We start from the raw sequence: 24,285 nt of genomic DNA on the forward strand, positions 1-24,285 counted from the left end.
CGCCTCGGCGTGTCGCGAATCCGATCCGGCGTCAACGGGACCCGGGTTGGGCGATGAAGACCTCGCCGTCGCCGGAGAGGAGCAGCGTGCGCTCGGCGGTGTCGGCGAAGACGGCGTGAGCCGGCTGCAGGCGATGGGATTCCCCTGCAGCGCCCGATACCGTCACCTCGCCGCTGACCACGAGGGCGATGGCCGGCGGACGCACGTCCACACGCGTGGACCCCTGGACGGCCACACGAAGCACCGCGAAGTCGGGGATGCCGACGTCGTACCGACCATCGGCGGGCACGAGGACGGGGACGGGCGCGGGGGTGGTGTCGACGACCCGCATCAGCTCGGGCACGTCGATGTGCTTCGGGGTGAGACCGCCGCGCAGCACGTTGTCGCTGGCCGCCATCACCTCCACCCCCAGTCCGTCCTGATAGGAGTGGAGCACGCCGGCGGGGGCGAACAGCGCCTCGCCGCGGCGCAGTTCGACGACATTCATCAGCACCGCGACGACCACCCCGGCGTCTCCGGGGAACTCGTCGGCGATGCGGCGGTACACGGCCAGTTCCGGCGCGAAGCCGGGCACCTCGGTGGTGCGCACGGCGGCGCAGACGTCGTCGACCGTCTCCTGCGCCCCCGCGGTGAGCAGCCACTCCAGCGTCCCCCGCAGCGCCTCTCCATCGTCGGCCGAGCTGTCGAGGTGCGCCATCAGCGCCGCGATGCCGGGACGGTCGCCGAGCGCCGCGAGCAGCGTGCGGGTCTGCGCGAGGGGCCGCAGCCCGACGAGCGCGCGGAACACGTCGCTGAGCGCGACGATGATCTCCGGCTTGTGGTTGTCGTCGCGGTAGGTGCGCTCAGCGGCATCCCTCGGAACACCGGATGCCTCTTCACGACCGAACCCCGCGCCGGCCTGCTCCTTCGAAGGGTGGACCTGGATCGACAGCGACGAGCCGGCAGCCAGCAGCTTCATCAGGAACGGAAGCGGGGCTTCGCCGTGCGCCCGCAGCCATTGGTCGAGCGTGCGGCCGGAGCCGTCGACCACGGTGCTGGGGCTGCCGGCGTGGTCGCCGTACCAGATCTCCGCCTCCGGGGCACCGGTGGGCGGCCGGCCGGTCAGGTCGGGCAGGAGCGTGGGCGACCCCCAGGCGTAGTCGCGGGGGCTGTTGAAGATCGGGACCAGCACGGCGCCAGCCTACGCGCGCGCCCGCGCTGCACGCGAAGTGGCGAGCGGTAGCCTGAACACACCATGGCCGTCCACACCACGCATCCGGTCGCCGCGCCCCCGGCGGCCCCTGCGCGTGAGCGGACCGGGGTGCTGCTGGTGCGGGCGTGGGCGGTGCTCGTGCTGCTGACCACGATCTGCGGCACCGCTCTGGTGCTGGCCTTCGGCGAGACCGTCGCCGCCGTGATCGGGGTGGCCACGGTCGTCGTGTCGGCCGCGGTCTGGGTCGTGGCGCGGCCCATCGTGCAGTGGCGACGCCTCCCCTGGTTCGCCCTGGCCTACGTCGCCTTCGCGGCGCTGTCGCTGCTGTGGACCGCCTGGCCGGAGACCACCGCGCTCACGCTGGCGCTCCTCGCGGTGACGACCTTCCAGGCGCTCTTCGTCGGCGCGATCCTCACGTGGCCCGAACTGGTGCGCGCCCTGTCGACGGCGTTCAAGTGGGTCGTGGTCCTCTCGCTCGCGTTCGAATTGTGGGTGTCGCTGTTCGTGGGCGGCCCGGTCCTTCCGCGGTTCGTGATCCCGCTGACTCCCGCACCCGACCCGATCGTCTACTGGTCGCGCGACAACCTGTTCGACGGCGGCCGCATCCAGGGCATCTTCGGCAGTGCCAACCCGCTCGCGTACGCCGCCCTGTTCGCGATCATCGTGTTCGCCGTGCGCTACGCCGCCCGCGTGCCGCACCGCGCCCTCCTCTGGGGGTGGATCGCCGCCGCGGCGTTCCTGTTCCTGCGCGCCGACTCCGCCACCGCCTACCTGGCGGCGCTCATGGTCGTCGTGGTGCTCATCACGGTGCTGATCATGCGCACCACCCGTCGCCCCGGCGAGCGCACCCGGTACTACATCGTGTACGCGGCCGTCGCCCTGGGCGGCCTGGCCGCCGCCTGGCTGCTGCGGGATGTGGTGTTCGGGCTGCTGGGCCGCACCGCCGACCTCACCGGCCGCGAGGGCATCTGGCAGAGCGTGCTCGAGCGCGCCGCGGAGCGCCCCGTCGCGGGATGGGGCTTCGCCTCGCCCTGGCTCCCCTGGGATCCGGCGTTCGACGGGTGGATCATCGACCACGGCGTCTCGGTGCTGCAGGCCCACAACATGTGGATCGACGTCTTCATGCAACTGGGCGTGATCGGCGTCGTGCTCTTGGCGACGACCTACCTGGCGTTCATCTGGCGGTCCTGGTTCTTCGCCGTGGACCGGCCCCGCTGGGATCTGCGCGCCGACCGCCCCTACTCGCCGCTCACGCTGCTGCCGACGCTGACCGGCGCTGTGCTGCTGGTGCAGGGGTTGGCCGAGTCCGGTCCGCTGGTGCTGTGGGGCTGGATGGCGGTGGTGCTGTTCGCCTTCAAGGTCAAGCAGGCGCCGCTGGTCGGCGTCGGTCCCGCCGAGCAGACGTTCGCGCACGAGCGCGGCGACCTGCCGCCGCGGGCGGCATGACCGGCCTCATCCCGCTCGCCGGCGGGCGAGGACCGGCGGGACTGCTGGCATCGGCCGCGATGGCCAGCGCCTACACCCACGCCGCGCTCGGGGCCGTGTTCGCCGGCTATGTGATCGAGCGGCTCTCCGGCCGCGTGACCTACCTCACGATCATCGGGGGGCTCTGCATCGTGGGGGCGGCGATCCTCGCCGCGCGTCGCCGCGAGCTCTCCGCGCTGCGCCTGGCGCCCACCACCCTGATCGTCTTCCTCCTGTGGCTGCTGGCGAGCGTGTCGTGGAGCCAGGATGCCGCCGGCACGATCGCGGCATGGCTCGGTATGACGGGACTGGCGTTCATCGCCGTCGTCATCGGCCATGTGCGCGACACCCTCCAGACCGCCCGCGCCCTGGGCGATGTGATGCGCGTGCTGCTGACGGTGTCGCTGGCGCTCGAGATCCTCTCCGGCATCCTGCTCGACATGCCCCTGAACTTCATCGGCGTCGAGGGGAACATCGCCCAGCTGGGACCGATCGAGGGCATTTTCGGCACCCGCAACTCGCTCGGGTTCGTCGCGGTGCTGGCCCTCATCACCTTCCTGGTGGAGTACCGCACCCTTTCGGTGCGACCGGGGGTGTCGCTGTACTCCGCCGTGCTGGCCGGCTCGCTGGCGGCGCTGTCGGACTCCCCCACCGTGCTCGTGCTGGCGGTCGCCGTGGCCACCGCCACCGGCGCGCTCGCCGTCGTGCGGCACACCCCCGCCGCGCGGCGCCTCTCGGTGCAGTGGGCCTTCGGTGCCGCGCTCGCTCTCGGACTCGTCGTGGCCTACCTCGGGCGGCACACGATCATCGCCTGGATCGGTGCCGCTCGCGACTTCTCGACCCGCTCCGACCTGTGGGCGCAGATCGTGGTGTTCGTGCGGGCGCGGCCCATCCAGGGGTGGGGCTGGACCGGCGCGTGGACCGACGACTTCCCGTTCGGCACCATCAACTACATCCTGCGCGAGGGTCACCTTTCGGCGCTGAACGCCTATTTCGACGTGCTCCTCCAGGTCGGCTGGGTGGGGCTGGTGCTGTTCGCCGTGTTCGCGGGACTCGCCTTCGTGCGCTCCTGGGTCGTCGCCGGCGAGCGGCGATCGATCGTCTACGCCTGGACACCGCTGATCCTCGTGGCGCTTCTGGTCGACTCGGTGTTCGAGAGCTTCACCCTCTCCGGCTACGGCTGGCTGATGCTCGCGCTGTGTGCGCTGCGGGCCGGACAGTCCCGCTCATGGCGCGAACGCATCGACGAGGCGTCCGCAGGAACCGACCTCCCCCCGGCGGTGGACCTCCCAGACGGCTCCCGGGGCGGGGCGGGGTAGGATCGACGCGCCATGCCCTCCGTTCCCGACGCCCCCGCCTCCGCGCCCTTCGACCCCGCTTCGGCGACGATCGCGGTCGTCACCTACAACCGGTCGGGCCTGCTGACGCGGCTGCTCGAGAGCATCTCGAACATGGAGCCCAAGCCCGGTCACCTCGTCATCGTCGACAACGCATCGACCGATGACACCACCGACGTCGTCGAATCGTTCCGCGACGGCATCGGCACCGAGATCGTGTACCGGCGCCTGGACACCAACACCGGCGGCTCCGGCGGGTTCAGCGAGGGGATGCGCATCGCCTACGAGCTGGGATCGACGTGGATCTGGCTCATGGACGACGACGTCGAGGTCATGCCCGACGGCCTCGCCCGCATGGGCGCGTGGGCCCCGCGGTTCAAGTCCATCCAGGGGCGGCGCTACGACTACGACGGCAGCGAGTTCTACTGGCAGTACCGCATCGCCGAGTCGATGGCCATTCCGATCCCCTTCGCCCCTGCCGGATTCGACGACTCCGGCTACAAGGTGATGAACTCCGGCTGCTTCGAGGGGATGTTCATCCACCGCGACATCGTCGCGCAGATCGGCCTGCCGGATCCGCGGTTCTTCATCTACTGGGACGACCAGATGTACGGCTGGCTGGCCTCGCGAAAGACCACCGCCGTCATCGTCGACGAGTTCGTGCTGCGCCGCACGCGTGAGATCCGCCAGTGGGACATGGGCATCCGCCACATGAACGCCTCCAGCGACGCCTACCGGTACTACATCATGCGCAACCGCGGTCATATGAAGCAGTACTACCGGGCGCTGGGCGTGTACCAGCCCGTGCTGTTCGGGCTCGGAACCGCGCTGACCTTCGGCAAGGAGCTCATCCGGCTGCTGTTCGTCGAGCACACCGTCCGTGGCACGTCGAACCTGTTCCGCGGTCTCCGCGACGGGCGCAAGATCGCCAAGGATGCCACGTGGAAGCCGATGCCTCCGCTCGCGGTCTCCGCTCCGACCGACCACTGACACCGAGGAGGCCCCTCGTGGCTCACGTGCTTCAGACCGCCGTCCTGCCCTTGGACCGGGATCCCGACCTGCTCCCCCTCTACGTCGACCCCGAGACGTGGACGTCGATCGATGAGGAGCCCGTGCGGGTCAGCTCGGTCGCCCAGCTCGGCAACATCCTCGGCCGCCACCGCGCCCGCATCGTCGCCGGCCGCCGGGTGTCGTTCGGAACCTACTTCAACGCGTTCCCCGCCTCGTACTGGCAGCACTGGACCGCGGTGCGTGACGTGACGCTGACCGTGCGCACCGACGGCCCGGCGACCATCCTGGTCTACCGCTCAAACGGCACCGGCGTGAAGCAGCGCATCGAGACGCGCGAGGTCACCGGCTCCTCGACCACGCACTTCACGCTGCGACTCGATCAGTACAGCGACGGCGGCTGGATCTGGTTCGACATCGCCGCCGACGAGACGGATGCCGTCTTCGAGGGGGCCGACTGGTCCACCGAGCAGGAGCCGGTCCGCGCGGGCCGGGCATCCATCGGCATCACCACCTACAACAAGCCGGACTACTGCGTCGGGACGCTGCGCGACCTCTCCGAGTCCGGAGACCTCCTCGAGCTGGTCGACCGCGTCTTCCTCATCGATCAAGGCACGCAGCTGGTCGCCGACGAGGAGGGCTACGACGAGGTCGCCGGCGCCCTCGGCGACACCCTCCAGGTGATCCGTCAACCCAACCTCGGCGGCTCGGGCGGATTCGCGCGCGCGATGCTCGAGACCCTCGACCGCCCCGACAGCGACTTCGTCCAGCTGCTCGACGACGACGTGCGCATCGAGCCGGAGTCGCTGCGCCGGTCGATCGTCTTCGGCCGCTACGCCTCGACGCCGACGATCGTGGGCGCCCACATGTTCGACCTGCTCGATCGCGCCAAGCTGCACGCGTGGGCGGAGGTCGTCGACGACGAGCCGTTCATGTGGCGCACGCTCTACCAGGAGCGCATGCCGCACGATTTCTCGGTGGCGAACCTGCGGCAGTCGCCGACGCTGCACATGCGCCTGGACGCCGACTACAACGGCTGGTGGATGTGCCTCATCCCGGTGGAGGTCATCCGCGCCGTCGGGCTGTCGCTTCCGGCCTTCATCAAATGGGACGACGCGGAGTTCTGCCTGCGTGCACGCGACGCCGGCTACCCCACGGTGTCGCTGCCGGGCGCTGCCCTCTGGCACGTGTCCTGGGTCGGCAAGGACGACTCGATCGACTGGCAGGCCTACTTCCATGCGCGCAACCGCATCGTCGCCGGCTTGCTGCACTCGCGCGCGCCGGGCGGTGGAACCCTGCTGCGGCACAGCCGTCGGGTGGACCTGAAGCACCTGATGATGATGCAGTACTACCCCGTGGCGCTGCGGCACAAGGCGCTGCGCGACGTGCTCTCCGGCCCTGCGCACATGACGCGGACGCTGGCCACGGCGATGCCGGAGGCCCGGGCACTGGCTCCGAGCTTCCCCGAGACGGTCGTGCACAAGGACGACGGCGTCCCGCTGCGCTCGCGTCGCGGTCGCCAGGTCTTCCGCTGGTCCCGGCGAAACGACTACGACAACCCCACCGGCTGGCGGCTGCGGCTGTTCACCGCGTCGACCCTCGTCGCGCACTGGCTGCACGCGCCCCGCCCGGAGAACCTGGCGATGCCCGAGGTCGAGTTCGGCAAGAACGACGCGCACTGGTGGCGCCTGCCCCGCTACGACAGCGCGCTGGTGAGCGCCGCCGACGGATCCGGGAAGAACATCTACACCCGCGACCGGGCCAAGTACCGCCGGATGCTGGTGGACAGCGTACGCCTGCACCGCCGGCTGCGGCGGGAATGGCCACGACTGTCGGCGCAGTACCGCGCCGCGCTGCCCGAGATCACGGGCGAGCAGTCGTGGCGCGAGGTGTTCCGCGACCGCTGAGCGTCAGCGCTTCGGCGTTCCGTAGTCCTCGTCATAGCGCGCGAGCACCTCCTCGATGGGCGCGTCCATCACCAGACGCCCACCGTCCAGGTACAGGCCGCGCGTGCAGAAGCGGCGCAGATCGCGCTCGTTGTGGCTGACGAAGAACAGCGTGCGCCCCTGCGCGAGCAGTTCGTCGATGCGACGGTAGCACTTCTCGCGGAAGGCTTTGTCCCCGACCGCCAGCACTTCGTCGACCAGCAGTATCGGCTCTTCGAGCTGGGAGACGACGGCGAACGCCAGTCGTACCTTCATTCCGCTGGAGAGGTGCTTGTAGGGGGTGTCCACTGCGTCGGCGAGTTCGGCGAACGCGATGATGCCGTCGAAGCGACGGCTCACCTCCGCCCGCGTCATCCCGTGCAGCCCCGACGTCAGGTAGACGTTCTCGCGCACCGTGAGGTCGCCGACGAACCCGCCCGTGATCTCGATGAGGGGCGCCACACCTCCGTTCACGACGACCTCCCCCACGTCGGGCAGCAGCACCCCCGCGACCAGCTTCAGCAGCGTGGATTTGCCCTGACCATTGCGACCCACGACGCCGATCGCCTCACCGGGGCGCACGGTGAACGAGACATCTTTGAGCGCCCAGAACTCCCCCGGCCGGCTGCGACGCGAGCGCCCGGCGAACAGGTCCTTGAGATTGCGGCCGCCACGGCGGCCACGGCGGAAGCGCACCCCCAGATCACGGGCTTCTATCGCGAAGTCGACGCCCATCACAGCTCCTTCAACACCGCGGGCTCGAGGCGCCGGAACACCAGCACGCCCAGCACGAGCACCAGCACACTGACGCAGGCCGAGCCGACGACCGCCGCAGTGTCCCACTGATCGGGGAAGAAGCCGACGCGGTACAGCGTGAAGATGCCGGCCAACGGGTTGATGACGGCGAGGTCGGCGAACGCACCGGGAAGGTCCTTCACACCGTAGATCACCGGCGAGGCGTAGAAGAGCGCCCGCAGCACCAGACGCGTGGTCCGCTCCAGATCCGCCCACAGCACACACAGCGGCGCGACGATGAGGCCGAGCCCGACCAGCAACATCGCCTGCAGCAGCACGGCCAGCGGGAACCACAGCAGGCCCCAGCCGGCGTGCGCTCCCGCGAACACAGCGAAACCGATCAGCACAGGCAGCGAGCAGAGGAACTCGATCCCCTTGCTCAGCACGATGCGGTTGACCCAGATCGACCTGGGGATCGAGGTGGAGCGCACGAGCCGCGCGTCCTTGTTGAACGCCCTCGTGAAGTCACTCACGGCGGCGTTGAACCACACCCAGGGCAGCAGCGCCGTGATCAGGAACACGATGTACGGGTTCTCACCGACGCCGCGGTTGAAGATCTGCGTGAAGACGAACCAGTAGATCCCGCTCATGACCAAGGGGTCGAGCACCGACCAGAGATACCCCAGCGCGCTGGTTGCGTAGCGCACCTTCAGATCGCGCGCGGTCAGCAGCCAGAGGGAGTGGAGATAGCGCCGCGGAGAACCGGGGGTACCGACGGTCGCACTGGTCACGCACCGAGTCTACGGTCCACCTCCATCGCTCAGCTGACGACGCCGGGCAAACGCCGCGGTGGCGGAGGGTTAGGATCGTACGGGAATCCGCCGCCGTCACCGGCAAGAGCTTCGCACCCCCTGGGAAGGCCGCCACCCGCTTTACTATGTGCTCGCATTCAACGCCTCGTCCGATAGGCATCCCCCTGCCGTCATCCGACTCGCCGCGCCGGTGCGAGAACCTATGAGCCGCCTCGCGATCGTCGCCCACTGGGATCCCCGCGGCGCCGCAGCGCCGCATTTCCTGCAACTGCTGGATCAGCTGTCATCGACCTTCGACGACGTCGTCGTCGCCAGCACGAGCGTGCTCACCGACGATGCCTCCCAGGCCATACGCCAACGCGCGTCCCTCGTCACACGCCCGAACATCGGGCAGGATTTCGGCTCATGGCACCAGGTGCTCGCTGACAACGGGTTCGCCCAGGATTACGACGAGCTGCTGCTCACGAACGACACCTACGTCGGCCTGCTCCGCCCCCTCGACGCCATGATCGAGGAGATGTCGACGAAGCCGGCGGATGTGTGGGGGATCACGGGGTCCGCCCGGCACGGACGGCACATCCAGAGCTACTTCCTGTACTTCACCCGACCCGCCCTGCATTCGCAGGCGTTCGAGCGGTTCTGGCGCGGGTGGCGCCCCGCCCCGACGCGCATGGCGACGATCATGGCGCACGAGATCGGACTCAGCAGGGCGTTCCGCGAGGCCGGATTCGCTCTGGGAACGTACTTCACCCCGACCGACGGCGAGCGGATGCGGGCGATCCGGAGAGGCACGCGCATGCTCCGCCTTCGGCACGTGCGCTGGCCGGCGGTGTTCCCCACCGCATCCGATGCTCATTTCGACCCCCGCCGGAAGAACGACCTGACGCAGGCGGACGCGCTCAACGCGGCCATCGTGTATGCCGACTCCGTTTTCGCGTCCGAGCGGATGCCGCTGGTGAAGTTCGACACCCTGCGCTACGACTCGCACTGGCTCGACACGGAAAAGCTGCTCAGCCTCTGCGAGGACGCCTACCCCGGAGCTTTCGCCGGCGTCCGCGAGTATCTGCGCGAGACGGACCCCCTCTACCCCGACCGCCCCACGGACAACCGCCCTCCCGCGCGCCTCTCCCGGTGGACCGCGCATCGTGTCGGCTACTCCGCGCGTCCCGTTTAGCGAGGAAGCAACATGATTCCGCTCCGACAGCAAGCAGTCGTGGCCGCGCGAGACGCGAGCCGCTACGCAAGATCCGTCCCTGCGGTGCGCCGTGTGCTCGAACGCAGCGACCCCGCCCGGCGCGTCCGGCGACTCCTGCGCGCCGGCATCATCGACGCGAATCTCTACGCCCGGCAGCTCGGCGTATCAGCCATCACCGAGAAGGAAGCCGCGGAGCACTACGTGCGCCAGGGCCACCTCGAGGGGATGACGCTCAACGCGCTGGTCGACAACTACCTCCTGAACGAGTCCATCGACTCGCAGGGCCGTCCGATCATCTACGAGTACGTGGCCAGACGCGATTGGTCCATCCCGGTGAGCCCTGTGTGGGACGTGCGGGCGACGCTGCGTCGGCATCCTGAGGCCTCCGCCCATCCCGGCGGGCCGGTGGGCTTCCTGTGGGAAGCCGTCAGCAAGGATCCCTCGACGCCGATCCCGGTGCACGGCAGCATGAGCATCGGCCAGATCCCATGGAGCGACTTCTACAAGATCGCCGGGCTGGCCATCGAGTCGTGGACGGACGATCGGCGACACCACGATGCACGGCAGATGAGCCTCAAGCTCGGGCACGCCCGCCGCCTCGGGCGTGAATGGGACGCCAGCGCGCGGCCGCCGATGGTGTCGATCATCTGCGCGACCTGGAACCGCGGCCCGGCCATCCGGAACATGATCGACGCGGTTCGGGCCCAGAGCTGGCAGAACTGGGAGCTGATCATCGTCGACGACGGCTCGTGGGACGACACCGCGGCGGTCGTCACCGGCGCCGCCGCCACCGACCCCCGCATCAGGCTGGTCGAGCGCGAACACGCGGGCGTCAGCGCGGCGAGGAACGCGGGCATCGCGGCCGCGAACGGGACGTACGTCGCATTCATCGACAGCGACAACGCCTGGGAACCGCACTTCCTCACCGACATGATCGTCGCCATGGAGGCCGACGGCGACGACGCCGCGTTCGCCACCATCGAGGTCGACCACGGCCGTCTTCGCGCATTCCGCCAGACGCAGCCCGACCGAGCCAGCCTCGCGATCGCCAACACGATCGATCTGAACACCCTGGTGGTCAAGCGCTCGGTGATCGAGGCCGTGGGCGGCTTCGACACCTCGTTGCGCCGCGCGGTGGATTACGATCTCATCCTTCGCATCGCGGATGAAACCCCGATCCGGCACATCCCCACTGTCGGCGCCGTGTACGACAACTCCGATTCCTCGACCGACCGCATATCCGCCACCGAGGCACTGGGTTGGAACAACGTGGTCCGGCTGCGTCACCAGGTCGACTGGGCGGAGCTGCGCACGCGTCCCCGCGTCGACGGGATCAGCGTTCTGCAGGTGATCGAAAGGGGCGACCGCGCCCTCCACGGCAAACTGGATCAGCTCGCCGCCCTCTCACGGGATGAGGACGTCTCCATCCACGTCGCGATGGTCGCGCCCACGCGGGATGAGTGGATGCTCGCCTCGATGGGCGCTCTCACCGCCCCTCGGCTCCAAGTGCACAACTACGTCAACCATGAGCCGTTCGCCTTCGCGGTGGACCGCATCATGCCCCACGTCGATCGGAACACGCTCGTCGTCGTGGGCCCCACCCTTCATCTCGATGCGACCAGCATCAGAGCTTTGGCCCACGAGGCGGAGACCCGCCAGGCGATCGTCGCGCCGCTCGTCCAGAACCCCGATGGCACCATCGGTGATCTCGGCCTCGGCTGGGTCAAGGGAACGCGTGAACCGTGCGCGATCCTCGGGGAGCATCCGGTCGAGGATGCGGATGCCCTGCCGGACGCTGTCGACGTGCCGGCGCTGGGGCAAGCGGTCTTCGCCGCGCGCACGGATGTCTTCCTCGATGCGGGCGGTCTGGACCCTCTGCTGTGGAACGAGTTCGAGACGACAGCGCTCAGTCTCGACGCGCGGCAGCTGACCCCTCCTGTCCCGAGCGTGATCATGACGAGGATCCGGGTGCGGCGGACCGCCGACTCCTCGGTTCGCAAGAAGGACCCTTCCGGCACGCTGCTCGCCCTCACGCAGCGCACCCGCACGATGAAGCCGACGCCGTGGAACACCTGGTACGAGCCCCTCGGGCAGCACATCGCCGCGCTTCTCCCGCTGACACAGGAGGGGAAAGCGCCCGCCGGACCTGCGTGGCGGCCGGTCGTCGAGCGGAATGTCCCGGCGACGTCGGAAGGAATGCCGCGGCTGCGCTGGGCGATCAAGATCGCCGCTCCCGTGGGGAAGATCGGCGAAGCCTGGGGAGACACGCACTTCGCTCGCTCGCTGGCCGACGCGCTGCGGCGCCTGGGGCAGGAAGTCGTCATCGACTTCCGCGAGGCGCATTCGCGCTCGACGGCGTACCTCGACGACGTGTCACTCGTGATTCGCGGCCTCGACCGCTGGGAGCCGACCACACCCGGCCTCTCGATGGTCTGGGTCATCAGTCATCCGGAACTGGTGACCGCCGCGGAGCTGCGTTCGTACGACCTCGCCTTCGCGGCATCCACCCGTTGGGCCGTTGCGGCGACCGAGCGCTGGGGTGTCGCCGTGCGCCCTCTGCTCCAGTGCACCGACGCCGGGCTGTTCCACCCCGGGGATGCCGAGCCCGGGGACGACATCCTGTTCGTCGGGAAGAGCCGGGATGTCCCGCGTCCGGTCGTCATGGCTCCCGTCGAGGCCGGGATCGACGTCAAGGTCTATGGACCGGACTGGTCGTCGTTCCTCGGCCCCGATCAGATCGCAGGCAGTTATGTGCCGAACGACGAGCTCTCGGACTACTACGCGCGCGCAGGAGTGGTCCTCAACGACCACTGGGAGGACATGCGCCGCGAAGGCTTCATCTCGAACCGAGTGTTCGACGTCGTGGCCTCCGGTGGGCGCGTCCTCACGGACGACGTCGAAGGGCTGGATGAGATCTTCGGGGACGCCGTGCGCACGTTCGGGTCGCCGGCCCAGCTCGTCGGCATGCTGCAGGCGGGATTCGACGATTGGGATCGCGCGCACCCGGCAGTGGCGCGCAGAATCGTCGAGGAGCACTCCTTCGACGCTCGCGCCCGGACGCTGCTCCAGTCTGCGATCGAAGCTCGGCGCGGGTCCGCTTAGGGCGGCCCGCGCCGGACCGGCGGTCAGGCGAGCGCGTTGTTCCACATCGACAGCGCGGCGCCGATCGCCATGTGCATGTCGAGGTACTGATAGGTGCCCAGGCGGCCGCCGAAATACACGTCCCGCTCACCCTTGGCCAGCTCCCGGTAGGCCAGCAGACCCGCACGGTCGCTCGCGGTGTTGACCGGGTAGTACGGCTCGTCGTCACGCGTGGCGAAGCGCGAGTACTCGCGCATGATGACCGTCTTGTCCGCGGGATAGCGGTCCCCGCGCTCGGGGTGGAAGTGCTTGAACTCGTGGATGCGGGTGTACGGCACGTCCGCGTCGGCGTAGTTCATCACCGGGGTGCCCTGGAAGTCCCCGATGTCGAGCACCTCCTCCTCGAAGTCGAGCGTGCGCCATGACAGCGCCCCCTCGGCGTAGTCGAAGTAGCGGTCCACCGGACCGGTGTACACGATCGGCAGCTGGCCGACGGTGGCCTTCTTGTTGAGCGGCTGGCCTTCGTCGAAGTAGTCCACACCGAGCTTCACCTCGATGTTGGGGTGGTCGGCCATGCGCTCGAGCCAGCGGGTGTACCCGTCGACGGGCAGACCCTCCCAGGTGTCGTTGAAGTACCGGTTGTCGTAGGTGTAGCGCACGGGGAGGCGGCTGATCACCTCTGCGGGGAGATCCTTCGGATCGGTCTGCCACTGCTTCGCCGTGTAGTCGCGGATGAAGGCCTCGTAGAGCGGCCGCCCGATCAGTCCGATACCGCGCTCCTCGAGGTTCTGCGCGGTCTGCGGATCGAACTCGCCCGCCTGCTCGTGGACGAGCGCACGGGCCTCCCCCGGGCTGTATGCCGCCTGGAAGAACTGGTTGATGGTGCCGAGATTGATCGGCAGCGGATACACGACCCCCGCATGGTTGGTGTAGACGCGGTGGACGTAGCGGGTGAAGTCGGTGAAGCGGTTGGCGTACTCCCACACGGTGGCGTTGGAGGTGTGGAAGAGGTGCGCACCGTACCGGTGCACCTCGATTCCGGTGGTCGCCTCCTCCTCGCTGTAGGCGTTGCCGCCGATGTGGTGGCGGCGATCGATCACCGTGACCTTGCGGCCGGCCGCGGCCGCCCGCTCGGCGACTGTCAGACCGAAGAAGCCGGAGCCGACGATGAGGATGTCCATGAACCGCGCCTTCTGCCGGCTGATCGGAGCCGACCAGAAGATTCTATTAGACGGCCTCTGCGGCGCCGCGCGCGACGGCGAGACGGCGGGCGTGCGCCACGCGGTAGACGGCGAGCGCCGACGCCACGATGAACAGCCCCACGGCGGCCCCGATGAGCCCCCAGAGCCCGATGAGCAGCGCCATGAGCGGCACCCCCAGGATGGCGGAGGCGAGGGAGGAGACGGCCAGCTGACGCGCGCCCCCGAGGGCGACCAGCGAGGACAGCCCGACGATCTGCGCGACGCACTCCCCCAGGAACGCCGCACCGCAGATCACACTGATGATCCACGGCATCGTGGCCTCGTCCAGGGTGAGCACGGCGGAGACCGGTGTCGCGAGCGCGGCCAGCAGGACGCCGCCGAGGCCGCCGACCCCGATGCTGACACGCACCGCCTGCAGCGCGCGCGTGCGCACCTCAGCCTGGCCCGCCTCCGGCACCCATCCTTGGACCGCCTGCAGCACCGGGGCGAGCGCGAGCACCCCGTATTTCATGAATCGGTCGACCACGGCGTACACCGGCGCGGCGGCCGGAGCCAGCGCCTGCACCAAGACGAGCGGCGCCGCCGTCCAGACGCTCGCGGACATGGTGCTCGAGACCCCGGCGAACTGCGAGCGGACGAGGTCGGTCGTGGGCGTCGGCGCCACGCCGCGCACCCTGCCGTCCGAGCGGCGGGTGAGGACGTAGATCGCCGAGCCGACGGCCCCACCGACCCCGGCGATGGCGGTGCACAGCAGATACGCCCAGAGTTCGGGGACGACGAGCACCACGAGCAGCCCGGCGACCTGGCCGAGGATCGCCGGGAGGGCGTCCCAGAAGAACAGGGCCACCGGCCGGTTCGTGCCCACCAGGTACCAGGCGGCGCTGAGCCCCGGGGTGACATAGCTGACCGCCGCGAGGGCGACCACGGCGGTCGGCTGGCCCGTGAGGAGCAGGCAGGTGATCGCCGCGACAGGCGCCAGCACGAGAAAGAGCACACCGCGGAACGCCAGGGACTGCCGGAACACCGATTTGCGCTGATGGGCCGGCAGCGCCGAGACCATGCTCGGGCCGGTGGCCCCCCAGCCGAACGCGACGAGCACCGCGAAGAACTGGCAGGCGACCTGCATGACCGCCAGCAGCCCCCACAGGTCTGCACCGAACCGGGAGATGAGCACCGGAATGGAGAACAGCCCCACGAGGGTGGATGCCACGATCGAGATGCCGAACAGCGCGCTTCGTCGGACCAAAGCATGCCCGAACAGACGCCTCACGAGGATCGCCGCCCCCGGATGCGGGCCTCGGTCGCTCCGGGGATCCGTCCCAGCCGCTCGCGCGCACCGTCCCGGATGCCGAGGGAGAGGGCGCGCAGCTGCGCGGCCCGGTCGGGCGAGAGCGCGACGCAGCCGACGATCATCTCGGTCATCTTCCACGTGCGCCACACCATCCAGCGCGCGCGGCCGCGCCGGTGGCGTCGGATCAGCACGACACTGTTGCGCGCCATGTAGTACGTGCGGAAGGGGGCGTGGTAGAGCACGTGGCGAGGTCGGCCGGCCAGCACCACCCGTCGACCGAAGACCATCAACGGAACCAGCTCGCCCAGGCCGTGCCCGATGGCCGAGCCTTCGGCGACGACGAACTCGTAGCCGAGATTCTCGGCACGGATGGTGAAGTCGGAGTCGACGGCGTCGATGAACAGCTCTTCGGCGAACGGGCCGACACGGTCGAGCACCTCGACGGGGATCAGTTGCCCGGCCTGGATCGGGTCGAACGCATATGCGGACCCCCTGCGGCGCATCACATGCTGGGTCCCGACCGTCTCGGGAACCACCGCCGCGACCCGGACGCCCGCAGCCCGCGCGTTGTCGAGTGTGGCGATGGCGCGATCCACGTACCCAGGGGGCGCCGTGGAGTCCTGGTCGAGCGTGAGGATCAGATCGGCGCCGGCGCTCTTGACGGCTTCGATGCCCACGTTCAGTGCGCGCGCGATCCCACTGTTCTCGGCGAGGGAGATCTGCGTGATGCGAGGGTGATCGATGGCCAGAGCGGCGAGACCGCCGCTGCCGTCGTCGACGACGACGACGTGGTCGATCTCGTCGGCGAGCGCCTGCACCCTCGAGCCGAAGTCCGCGGGCGGTCGGAACACGGGGACCACGGCGGCCACCCTTCGTGACATCTCGCTCCCCCAACAGGACTCATGTGCGCCAGCCGCAAGCACCCGATCCTACGTCATGCAGATTGGAGAACATCTTCGTAGACACCCCTCAGCCGCCCACCGAAAGCGCGGAGACCGTAGTGGTCTTCCGCCCATCGGGCCGCCCTGGCCGTGGCGTCGACGTCAGGAGAGCGAAGGGTCCCCACCACCGCTGACGCGAAGATGTCGGCGTCGTCCGTGACCGCCGCGAACACGTCGGGACCGTCGATCCCCTCGGCCCCCACCGGCGTCGCGACGATGGGGACGGAGCGCAGCATCGCGTCGATCGTCTTGAACTTCACGCCCGCGCCGGTGAAGATCGGCGCCACGAACACCGTGGCCGATGCGTAGTACGGCTCGAGCGAGTCGACGAATCCGGTCAATTCGACCCGCGGCAGGCGGTCGACGAGGCGAGCGAGCGCCGGCCGCGGATGTGCGCCGGCGATGACGAAACGCGCGGACGGCGCCTCTGACGCGACGCGCGGCCACACCTGCTCCAGGAACCACACGACCCCGTTGTGGTTGTCGGCGCGGTTCAGCGCACCGGTGAAAAGCACGACCGGCGCCGCGGGATCCTCGTTGCGCACGACGGCGTGTCCGGGCAGCGGTCCCAGCCCGGGCAGCACCGTCTCGACCCGGACCGATGGCTCCATCTCCCGGATCAGAGCGGCATCCTTGTCGCTGAAGGCGATCACCCGGTCGAGTGCGGAGAATGACCGCGTCTCCCTCGGTGCACTGCGCCGCGCCGCCATTCGATACGCGACACGCATCGGGCCTGCCGAGGTCTGCGCCGCACGGTTCCACCGCTGCGTGATCACATCGTGGGCGATGCCGACCAGCGGGGTGCGGGGCAGTCGAGCGCGCACGAGCGGCGCCAGCGCCATCATCTCGCTCCACTGGAACTCGATGAGGTCCGCTTGCTCCAGCACGCGCCACGGTGCGTCTCCATGGGCGAATGCGGTGCGCACGTTCCGGGTGACGGCGCTTCCCGCCCATGCGGACTCGAGGTCGCCGAGCAGCTTGAACCTGCCGCCACGGAGCAGACCGCGCCCGGTGACCAGCGCGGTGCGCTCGCCCTGCCCGAACAGAGTGGACGCCGACCTGTTGTCCGACGTGTCCGGCGCGATGAACCGCATGTCGAACTCGGACTGCAACGCCGAATAGTGACTGAGCAGGTACTGTCCGCCCGCATGGGGGATGCCGGCATGCGGGATATACTTGGTCACGCTGGCGAGCATCGGTCGAGACCCGCTTCCGAGTGCATTCGACGTCATGAAAGCATCCTCCGAGACAGGTTCGAGCGGGACACGCACTATGGAACAGTACGCCACCGTCGTCATCAGCTATCGCCGCCCGGAGCTGGTCGCCGCCGTGCTCGAGGCTCTCGCGCGACAGTCACCCCCACCTGCTCATGTCGTCGTCGTCGACAACGCCGGAGACCTCAGCGAACGGGTCCTCACCGACTCCAAGCTCGCCGACCGCTGCACCCTCGTGCGGCGCCCCGACAACCCCGGATACTCCGCTGCTGTCAACGAGGCGCGCGTCGTCGCCGCCGGCCTCGGTCTGCCTCACCTCCTCGTCCTCACGCACGATGCGCGGTTCGAGGATGACCTGGTCGCCCAGCTCGCCCAGGCGTTCCAAGACGATCGAGTGGCTGCGGCGGCTCCCGTGCTGCGCCTGGCGTCGGACCCGGCACGTGTCTTCTCGGCCGGCGGCCGACTCACTGCGGGCGGACGGGCGTGGAACACCACCGTCCCCGCTTCACACGTCGAGCCTTATCCCGTCGACTGGGTCGATGGGGCGATCGTGCTGTACGACGTCGCCGCACTGGATGCGATCGGGGGCATGGACGAGCGGTACTTCCTGTACTTCGAAGACGTCGACACCGCCTGGCGGCTGGCGCGCTCCGGCCGCCGCACCGTGATCGTCCCGACCGCGATCGCCTACCAGCAGCCCGGCGCCCACCCCCTCTACCTGGGGGTCCGCAACATGACGCTGTTCGCCCACGTGGCCGGCGTCCCGTCGTATCGCAGCATCCCAGCGGTCCTGCGTCGCGTCGCCGAGGAAGCAGCCTGGGCCGTGCTGCACGCACGCCGCCCCGCTCTCGGAGCCGCCTGGCGCGGCTGGCGCGACGGCAGGCGCGGGCTGTCGGGGCATCCGCCCGAAGGCCGCGCATGACCGGCCGCTTCGATGTGATGCTGCCCTTCTACGGCGAGATCTCGCAGTTCAGGGCGGCCGTCGACAGCGTGCGCGCACAGACCCACCGAGAGTGGCGCCTGGTCTGCGTGGACGACCACTACCCGTCGCTCGAGCCACGGGACTGGCTGCTGTCGCTGGACGATCCGCGCATCGAGTACATCCGCAACGACGAGAACCTCGGCGTGGCGCGCAACTTCAGCCGGTGTCTGTCGCTGGTGCGATCCGACCACTTCGTCGTCATGGGCGGAGACGACGTGATGCTGCCGGACTACCTCGCGACCGTGCAGCGGCTGGCGCACCGCCACCCCGAGGTCGACGTCATCCAGCCCGGCGTCGCCGTGATCGATGAGAGCGGCCGGCCCTCACGCCCGCTCGCCGACCGGGTGAAAGCCGTCCTCCGCCCCCGCGTGACGGGCGAGGACCGCGTTCTCGATGCGCACGAGATGGCGACCAGCCTCATCCGGGCCGACTGGGCGTACTTCCCGTCCATCACCTGGCGAACCCGGTCCGCGCAGGCGATCGGGTTCGACCACCGGTATGACATCGCGCTCGACCTGGCGCTGCTGATGGACATCGCACTACGCGGCGGCTCGATGGTGATCTCCGACGACGTGTGCTTCCTCTACCGTCGGCACCGCGCCTCCGCCTCCGCCGTCACGGCGAGCGCCGGCCTGCGGTTCGTCCAGGAGCGAGAGCTGTTCGACGCCTACGCGCAGCGTTTCGACGAGGCCGGCTGGCGCGACGCCGCGCGCATCGCGAGGCGTCGCGTGGTGTCCCGGCTCAACGCCGGCAGTGAGGCGGCAGCCGCGCTCCTCAGCGGCCATCCCCGGCAGGCGGGCCGCCTGCTCCGTCACGTCGTGGGCTGACCCGGGGCATCGTCGCTGGAGGCGTCTGCCTCCAGCACGGCGAGGCGTTGCTGCACCGCTTCGAGGTCCGCCCGCAGCAGCGCCGACTCTTCGGCCACCCGGCGGATCTCGTCTTCGGCACGCGAGAGCTCCCACGAGAGGTGGAGGGCCACTCCCAGCAGCAGAAGGATCGCCAGGCCGAAGATCAGGTTGGACGGCAGTGCGACCCCGAGCCACCGAGCGACGGTCGCCAAGAGCCCGGGGAACAGTCCCAGGATCAGCACCAGCACGCCGATGGCCAGCCACAGGACGGCGTACTTCTCGCGCAGGGCACGGGTGATGAGCAACCACATCACCACGCCGATGATGACGGATGCGAGCAGGATCCCGATGATGACCGTCATGCGCTCGCTCCCGCCACGCGCTCGGGCCGGCGCAGCAGCGCGAGGCTCAGCGCGAAACCGGACCGCAACAGGTAGATCATGGCCCGCAGCGGGCTGTGGCTGGGGCGTCCCGTGGCTCGTGGTCGCATGGCGACGCCGACCTGGGTCACCGTGAGTCCGGCGTGCACGGCAGCCACCAGGGAGTCGATCGTGTCGCCGAGATACTCCGCGGGGTAGTAGCGCACATACTGATCGATGGCCCGGCGGTTCGCCGCGCGGAACCCGCTCGTGACGTCGGTGAGCTTGGTGCGGGCCACGCGTGACAGCACTCCGGCCAGGACCACCATCGCCCAGCGCCGCGGACCCTTGACGGTGTACTCCCCGACGTCGGCGAAGCGCGCCCCGATCGAGATGTCGGCATGCTCCAGACCCGCGACGACCCGCAGGACGTCGTCGGGGTTGTGCTGCCCGTCGGCGTCCACCTGGATCGCACGCTGGTAGCCGTGACGCTGCGCGAAGAGGAAGCCGGTGCGCATCGCGCCCCCCACGCCGAGGTTGAACGGCAGCGGAATGACCTTCGCCCCCGCCGCTCGTGCGCGCACGGCGGTGTCGTCGGTGGACCCGTCATCGACGACGACCACGTCGAGCGAGTCGTGCGCCCGCAGGATCGCGGTGACGGTGTCACCGACCCCGTCGCCCTCGTTCCACGCGGGCACGATGACGAGGATGCGATCCGGGGAAACCATGTCGTCGATCATGTTACCCACCGCGGCGCCGCTCACTCGCACCCCACGACGCGGTAGAGCTTCGCGTCGCCTTGCTGATCGACCAGCTCGACCGCCGCCGAATCGGCGAGCCCGTCCAGGCCCGGGTAGCGCCGACCGTCGAAGCCAGGGGGCACCTCGCGTGTGCCGAAGTCCAGCACGTACTCGACTCCCGTCTCTTCGACGGCGTCGCAGACCTCGTCGCCCTCCACGGCATCCGCGAGTCCGCCGTTGATCTCGCGGATCTCCTCGGTCTCGTACATGAGCGTGTGCGGCATGAGGACGGGGATGCCGGCGAGCGCGTACGCCAGCGCGGCGCCCGTCCACGGACTCCCGGCGATGACGGCGTCCCGCGGCACGAGCTGATCGAGCCGATCGAGGAGAGCGAGCTCGTCCGTGCTGAGCAGTGCGGAGTGCCCGCTGAGTGCGAAGTGCGCTTCATGACCCTTGCGGACCGCCGCGGGCATGGGCCCCACCTGCGCCACCGCCACGAGAGCCGCCGTGGCCGCCACCGCCCCGGTCCACCACAGGGCCGACCCGTGCGGCAGCACGCGGCTCGCCTTGCTCGTCGACCATGACCAGATCGCCTGTGCGCCCCGTGCCGCCAGTGGCACGGCGGCGATGGGCAGCAGAGCGGCGAGTCGAGGGATGTTGTTGTACCAGCTCCCCGTCAGAACGTCACGGATGACCCACACGGAGCACCCGGCGACGACGACGTACAGCAGCACCGCGATCGCCCAGATGCCGACGGCGGCGATGTCACCGGCCGAGCGGCGGCGCAGCGACACCGCGACACCGAAGAGGGCGAGCGCCGCGACCAGGTAGGCGGGCACGAACCCGTACGCCCCGAGCGTGAGAGCATCCAGCAGCGCGCCAGGGAGCGAATCGGTGGGCGGCCAGCCGCGCGCCTCGGCCGGCGGGCGCAGGAGCTTCACGAGCACCACGCCCGCAACGAGATAAACCGCGAAGGCACCGAGCAGCGCCGCCCGCCGCACGCTCGTGCCCGTGCGCAGCGCGCGCACGAGCGCGACCACGACCAGCGGTGCGCCGAGGGCCAGCCACGCCACGAAAGCGCCCGGGTGGGCCACGGCGAGTCCGGGGAGCAGTCCGGCCACCAGCACCGCGCCCCATGCCGCGGGGACAGTCCTCGTGCGCGAGGGGCCGATGCCCAGCGCGAGCGCGAGTGCCGCGAGCGCGCCCGGGAGGAGGGCGAAGCCGAGTTGGAGCGGGTAGAGCACGCCGTACTGCATGAGCAGCAGCGGGAACTGCGGCAAGGCCGTGGAGACCACCGCCGTGGCGACCATCAGCGCGGTCCCGCCACCGAAGAGCGTTCGTGCGAGCAGCATCGCGCCGATCGGCCAGACGAGGGCCGCCACCACGATGGTGACGGCGTTGACCGCGAGCGGGATCGATGCCCCGGTCAGCTGCACGACCAGTGCCACGAGGGCGTGCCACTCGGCCGGGTAGAACGACTGCAGACCGGCAGGAGTGGTCAGCAGCCCCACCGACATCGACGACGCGTCAGCGGTGTCGAGGATGAAGCGCACGGCATTCAGGTGGAAGATGTTGTCGAAGGTCTGGGAGATGGCCTCGGGGTCGCCGAGCGTCTGCCCTACGCGCCACGACAGCAGCCCTGCGGCCAGGAGCACGCCGATGCCGACGACCCACGGCAGACGCAGCGACGGAAGCGCGAAACGCCCGCCGCGCGCCAGCACGAAGCGGAGTCCCGCGACGACCGCCCCCAGGACGAGGGTGGCTGCGGCGAGCGCGAGGGGCGACCACGCCAAGCCCACCAGCGGTGCGGCCGTCGCCGCCACGGCGACGGTGGACGCCCCGAACCCGGGTGCCAGCGCGAGCAGCAGCATGCCGCGCAGCCCGGCCAGCCAGCCGAGGATCGCGCCGGGCAGCCAGAGAACGATCGCGGCGACGGGCACGGCCAGCGCCAGTTGTATCCAGTCCACAAGGCCCTCCACGGGCGTTCGGTGCCCTGTCCTGGAACCCAAGCGTAATGACACGCCGCCTGAACGAGTGCTGACACGGCGGGAGGTCTCCGACCGCCATCCAGCGGGGGCGTGCGCTACTATGCCCTGCACCGCCGAGGGGCTGGGTAGGGAGAACAGCATGCCAGCTGTCGCACCGAACATCGCGTCCCCGGCGACGACGGGCGGCGATGCGGGCCTCCCGGAGCCGCCGGCCCGATCGGACGATGCCATGACGCGACCGGGGCCGCGCCCGCGCCGCTCCCCCGGCACGCCGCTGCGGTGGGACCGGATCGGCTGGGGCCTCCTGGCCGCGCTGCTCGGCGGTGCCGCGTTGCGGCTGGGTGGCGTCGCCTGGGGTTTGCCGGTCTCGCTGCATCCCGACGAGTGGGTCGTCGTGGAAGGCGCGATCGACATGGCGCAGCGCAACTCGTTCGAACCGCCCTTCTTCATGCGGCCCGACCACCTCGAGATCCAGTTGAGCTACCTGCTGTTCCAGGCGTGGAGCCATCTGGTCGCAGGCGCGTCCCCCGAGGTCGCGTTCACCGCGGATCCCGCCCCCTTCTACGCGCTCGCACGCACGGTCACGGCGGTCCTCGGCACCGCGATGATCCCCGTCGCGCACCTCATCGGGCGTGAGTACGCCCGCTCGGTCGGCCTGGTCATGGCTGTCGGGGTGGCGATCTTCCCGCCGTTCGTGGAGCACTCCCGGTATGCGACCCCAGACATCCCGCTCACCCTCGCGGTCATGATCGCCGTACTGGGCGCCATCCGGTACGCGCGGACGCAGTCGTGGCCGGACCTGACGCTCGCGACCTTCGGCGTGGCGGTGGGGGTGACGGCGAAGTATCCCGCGATCATCGCGGCCGTAGCCGTGGGCTACGCGGTCGTCTACGGCGCCGCACGCAGCCGGCGTCCTGCGCTCGTGTTCACGCGCGGCCTGGGGGCGCTGGGATTGTTCCTCCTCATGGTGTTCCTGCTGTCACCGACGCTCTTCACCAACATCGCCCAGGTGCGCCGGGAACTGTTCCAGCAGAACTCAACGGGCCACCTCGGCGCCGATGGACTGGACTGGGCGGGCAATCTCGCGTACTACGCGCAGGGCTTCCTCACCGAAGGAGGCTTGCTGCTCACGCTCTTCGCCGCCGCCGGCCTCGTCGTCATCACGTGGCGTCGATTGTGGAGCGCGGTTCCGCTGCTGGTCGGCGTGGTGTTCTGGATCGCGATCAGTGCACTGGCGCTGCACTGGGCGCGGTGGGCGCTGCCGATGTACCTCACCCCCGTGCTTCTGGCGGGTTTCGGCGTCGTCGCCGCATACCGCCTCGCGGGAGGTGTCCGCCCGCCCGCCCGCCGACCTGCGAAGGCGGCGGTCATCGCGCTCGTCGCGCTGTCCGCCGCGAGTCTTCTGCTGAGCTCGGTGACCTCGCTCGTCACCGCGCTCGCCCCCGACACCCGCGCCCTGGCTGCTCGAGACCTCGCCGCGGCCGGCATCACGGCCGAAGACGTCATCTCCGACGGCTACACCGCGTTTCTCCCCGACGTCGTCCGCACCGTCGCCACCGACCTCTTCGTGGAGGACGGCGTCCTCAGACCCCGGGTGGCCGACGACGCTCGCGCCTACGTGCTGACATCGTCCGGCATGGCCGACCGGTACCTGAAGATGCCAGGCACCGAGGGCGCCGCCGTCTACACGGCCATCGCATCTCAACTCATCGCAGAGCAGAGCTGGGAGCCCGTCCGCGATCTCCCCTCGAGTCCCTGGGAGCCGGTGGACATCGTCCAGGACGTCGCCCAGCTCATCGCGGTGTGGGACGGCGGCGCGTCCGGTCCGCGTCTCGTGCTGTATCGGTTCCCCGCCCCATGATCGCCGCACGCGAGTTCGGTGCTGGTCCGCCCCACATCAGGTGGGATGGCCTCGGATGCCTTTCGCGCGACGACGAGGCGCTGATCATCGGACGGGTGGGCTGATCTGTG

Annotated in this window: 19 protein-coding genes; 9 read left to right on the forward strand and 10 right to left on the reverse strand. The window is 69.7% G+C overall.

Annotated features, from left to right (window positions below):
• Positions 1-31: 31 nt before the first annotated feature.
• Positions 32-1,171, reverse strand: a complete 1,140-nt coding sequence (gene manA / locus QNO26_RS11455) for a mannose-6-phosphate isomerase, class I (RefSeq protein ID WP_257526557.1) — start codon at positions 1,169-1,171, stop codon at positions 32-34.
• Between the two features lie 63 nt (positions 1,172-1,234).
• On the opposite strand from manA, the gene QNO26_RS11460 reads away from it, so the two are divergent.
• The 4 genes from QNO26_RS11460 to QNO26_RS11475 are packed head-to-tail and all read left to right on the forward strand — an operon-like array spanning position 1,235 to position 6,908.
• Positions 1,235-2,638 carry an O-antigen ligase family protein gene (locus QNO26_RS11460; RefSeq protein ID WP_257526556.1) on the forward strand — a complete coding sequence of 468 codons (1,404 nt, stop codon included), beginning with the start codon at positions 1,235-1,237 and terminating at the stop codon, positions 2,636-2,638.
• Entirely contained in the window at positions 2,635-3,975 is a 1,341-nt protein-coding gene (locus QNO26_RS11465) for an O-antigen ligase family protein (protein ID WP_257526555.1), read from the forward strand. Before QNO26_RS11460 ends, QNO26_RS11465 begins: the two co-directional genes overlap by 4 nt.
• Before the next feature lie 12 nt (positions 3,976-3,987).
• Entirely contained in the window at positions 3,988-4,983 is a 996-nt protein-coding gene (locus tag QNO26_RS11470; protein WP_257526554.1) for a glycosyltransferase family 2 protein, read from the forward strand.
• A gap of 17 nt (positions 4,984-5,000) precedes the next feature.
• A complete protein-coding gene (locus tag QNO26_RS11475; RefSeq protein ID WP_257526553.1) occupies positions 5,001-6,908 on the forward strand; it encodes a glycosyltransferase in 1,908 nt (635 codons plus the stop codon).
• Between the two features lie 3 nt (positions 6,909-6,911).
• Here QNO26_RS11475 and QNO26_RS11480 read toward each other — a convergent pair whose 3' ends face one another.
• Positions 6,912-7,661: an ABC transporter ATP-binding protein gene (locus QNO26_RS11480; protein WP_257526552.1), complete on the reverse strand. Its 750-nt coding sequence runs from the start codon at positions 7,659-7,661 to the stop codon at positions 6,912-6,914.
• Positions 7,661-8,452: an ABC transporter permease gene (locus tag QNO26_RS11485; RefSeq protein ID WP_257526551.1), complete on the reverse strand. Its 792-nt coding sequence runs from the start codon at positions 8,450-8,452 to the stop codon at positions 7,661-7,663. Before QNO26_RS11485 ends, QNO26_RS11480 begins: the two co-directional genes overlap by 1 nt.
• A gap of 223 nt (positions 8,453-8,675) precedes the next feature.
• Between QNO26_RS11485 and QNO26_RS11490 the strand changes: the two genes are divergently transcribed.
• Positions 8,676-9,647, forward strand: a complete 972-nt coding sequence (locus QNO26_RS11490; protein ID WP_257526550.1) for a rhamnan synthesis F family protein — start codon at positions 8,676-8,678, stop codon at positions 9,645-9,647.
• 39 nt (positions 9,648-9,686) lie between these two features.
• Positions 9,687-12,770, forward strand: coding sequence for a glycosyltransferase (locus QNO26_RS11495; RefSeq protein WP_257526549.1), 3,084 nt, complete (start codon positions 9,687-9,689; stop codon positions 12,768-12,770).
• 23 nt (positions 12,771-12,793) lie between these two features.
• Here QNO26_RS11495 and glf read toward each other — a convergent pair whose 3' ends face one another.
• From glf to QNO26_RS11515, 4 genes are all read right to left on the reverse strand, one after another.
• On the reverse strand, positions 12,794-13,930 hold the full coding sequence (gene glf / locus QNO26_RS11500; RefSeq protein ID WP_257526547.1) for a UDP-galactopyranose mutase: 1,137 nt from the start codon (positions 13,928-13,930) through the stop codon (positions 12,794-12,796).
• Positions 13,931-13,976: 46 nt separating this feature from the next.
• On the reverse strand, positions 13,977-15,197 hold the full coding sequence (locus QNO26_RS11505) for a polysaccharide biosynthesis protein (RefSeq protein WP_257526546.1): 1,221 nt from the start codon (positions 15,195-15,197) through the stop codon (positions 13,977-13,979).
• 20 nt (positions 15,198-15,217) lie between these two features.
• Complete coding sequence (locus QNO26_RS11510) at positions 15,218-16,102, reverse strand: glycosyltransferase (RefSeq protein WP_257526545.1); 885 nt, start codon at positions 16,100-16,102, stop codon at positions 15,218-15,220.
• Between the two features lie 74 nt (positions 16,103-16,176).
• Positions 16,177-17,367 carry a glycosyltransferase gene (locus QNO26_RS11515; RefSeq protein WP_257526544.1) on the reverse strand — a complete coding sequence of 397 codons (1,191 nt, stop codon included), beginning with the start codon at positions 17,365-17,367 and terminating at the stop codon, positions 16,177-16,179.
• An 88-nt stretch (positions 17,368-17,455) separates the two neighbouring features.
• On the opposite strand from QNO26_RS11515, the gene QNO26_RS11520 reads away from it, so the two are divergent.
• Both QNO26_RS11520 and QNO26_RS11525 read left to right on the forward strand, forming a co-directional pair.
• On the forward strand, positions 17,456-18,319 hold the full coding sequence (locus tag QNO26_RS11520; protein ID WP_257526542.1) for a glycosyltransferase family 2 protein: 864 nt from the start codon (positions 17,456-17,458) through the stop codon (positions 18,317-18,319).
• Positions 18,316-19,206, forward strand: coding sequence for a glycosyltransferase family 2 protein (locus QNO26_RS11525; protein ID WP_257526541.1), 891 nt, complete (start codon positions 18,316-18,318; stop codon positions 19,204-19,206). Before QNO26_RS11520 ends, QNO26_RS11525 begins: the two co-directional genes overlap by 4 nt.
• Here the strand turns inward: QNO26_RS11525 and QNO26_RS11530 are convergent.
• Genes QNO26_RS11530 through QNO26_RS11540 form a run of 3 tightly spaced genes read right to left on the reverse strand, consistent with a single transcriptional unit; the run spans position 19,191 to position 22,305 of the window.
• The gene (locus tag QNO26_RS11530; RefSeq protein ID WP_257526540.1) at positions 19,191-19,589 is read right to left on the reverse strand and encodes a DUF2304 domain-containing protein; all 399 of its coding nucleotides are present in this window, start codon (positions 19,587-19,589) and stop codon (positions 19,191-19,193) included. The genes QNO26_RS11525 and QNO26_RS11530 overlap by 16 nt on opposite strands.
• Positions 19,586-20,314 carry a glycosyltransferase family 2 protein gene (locus tag QNO26_RS11535; RefSeq protein ID WP_257526539.1) on the reverse strand — a complete coding sequence of 243 codons (729 nt, stop codon included), beginning with the start codon at positions 20,312-20,314 and terminating at the stop codon, positions 19,586-19,588. The genes QNO26_RS11530 and QNO26_RS11535 overlap by 4 nt, the downstream gene beginning before the upstream one ends.
• A gap of 32 nt (positions 20,315-20,346) precedes the next feature.
• Entirely contained in the window at positions 20,347-22,305 is a 1,959-nt protein-coding gene (locus QNO26_RS11540) for a DUF6541 family protein (protein ID WP_257526538.1), read from the reverse strand.
• 148 nt (positions 22,306-22,453) lie between these two features.
• Between QNO26_RS11540 and QNO26_RS11545 the strand changes: the two genes are divergently transcribed.
• Positions 22,454-24,175: an ArnT family glycosyltransferase gene (locus tag QNO26_RS11545; RefSeq protein ID WP_257526536.1), complete on the forward strand. Its 1,722-nt coding sequence runs from the start codon at positions 22,454-22,456 to the stop codon at positions 24,173-24,175.
• Positions 24,176-24,285: the final 110 nt, after the last annotated feature.

The sequence above is a fragment of the Microbacterium sp. zg-Y1090 genome, assembly GCF_030246945.1.
In the GTDB taxonomy this organism is placed as follows: Bacteria; Actinomycetota; Actinomycetes; order Actinomycetales; family Microbacteriaceae; genus Microbacterium; species Microbacterium wangruii.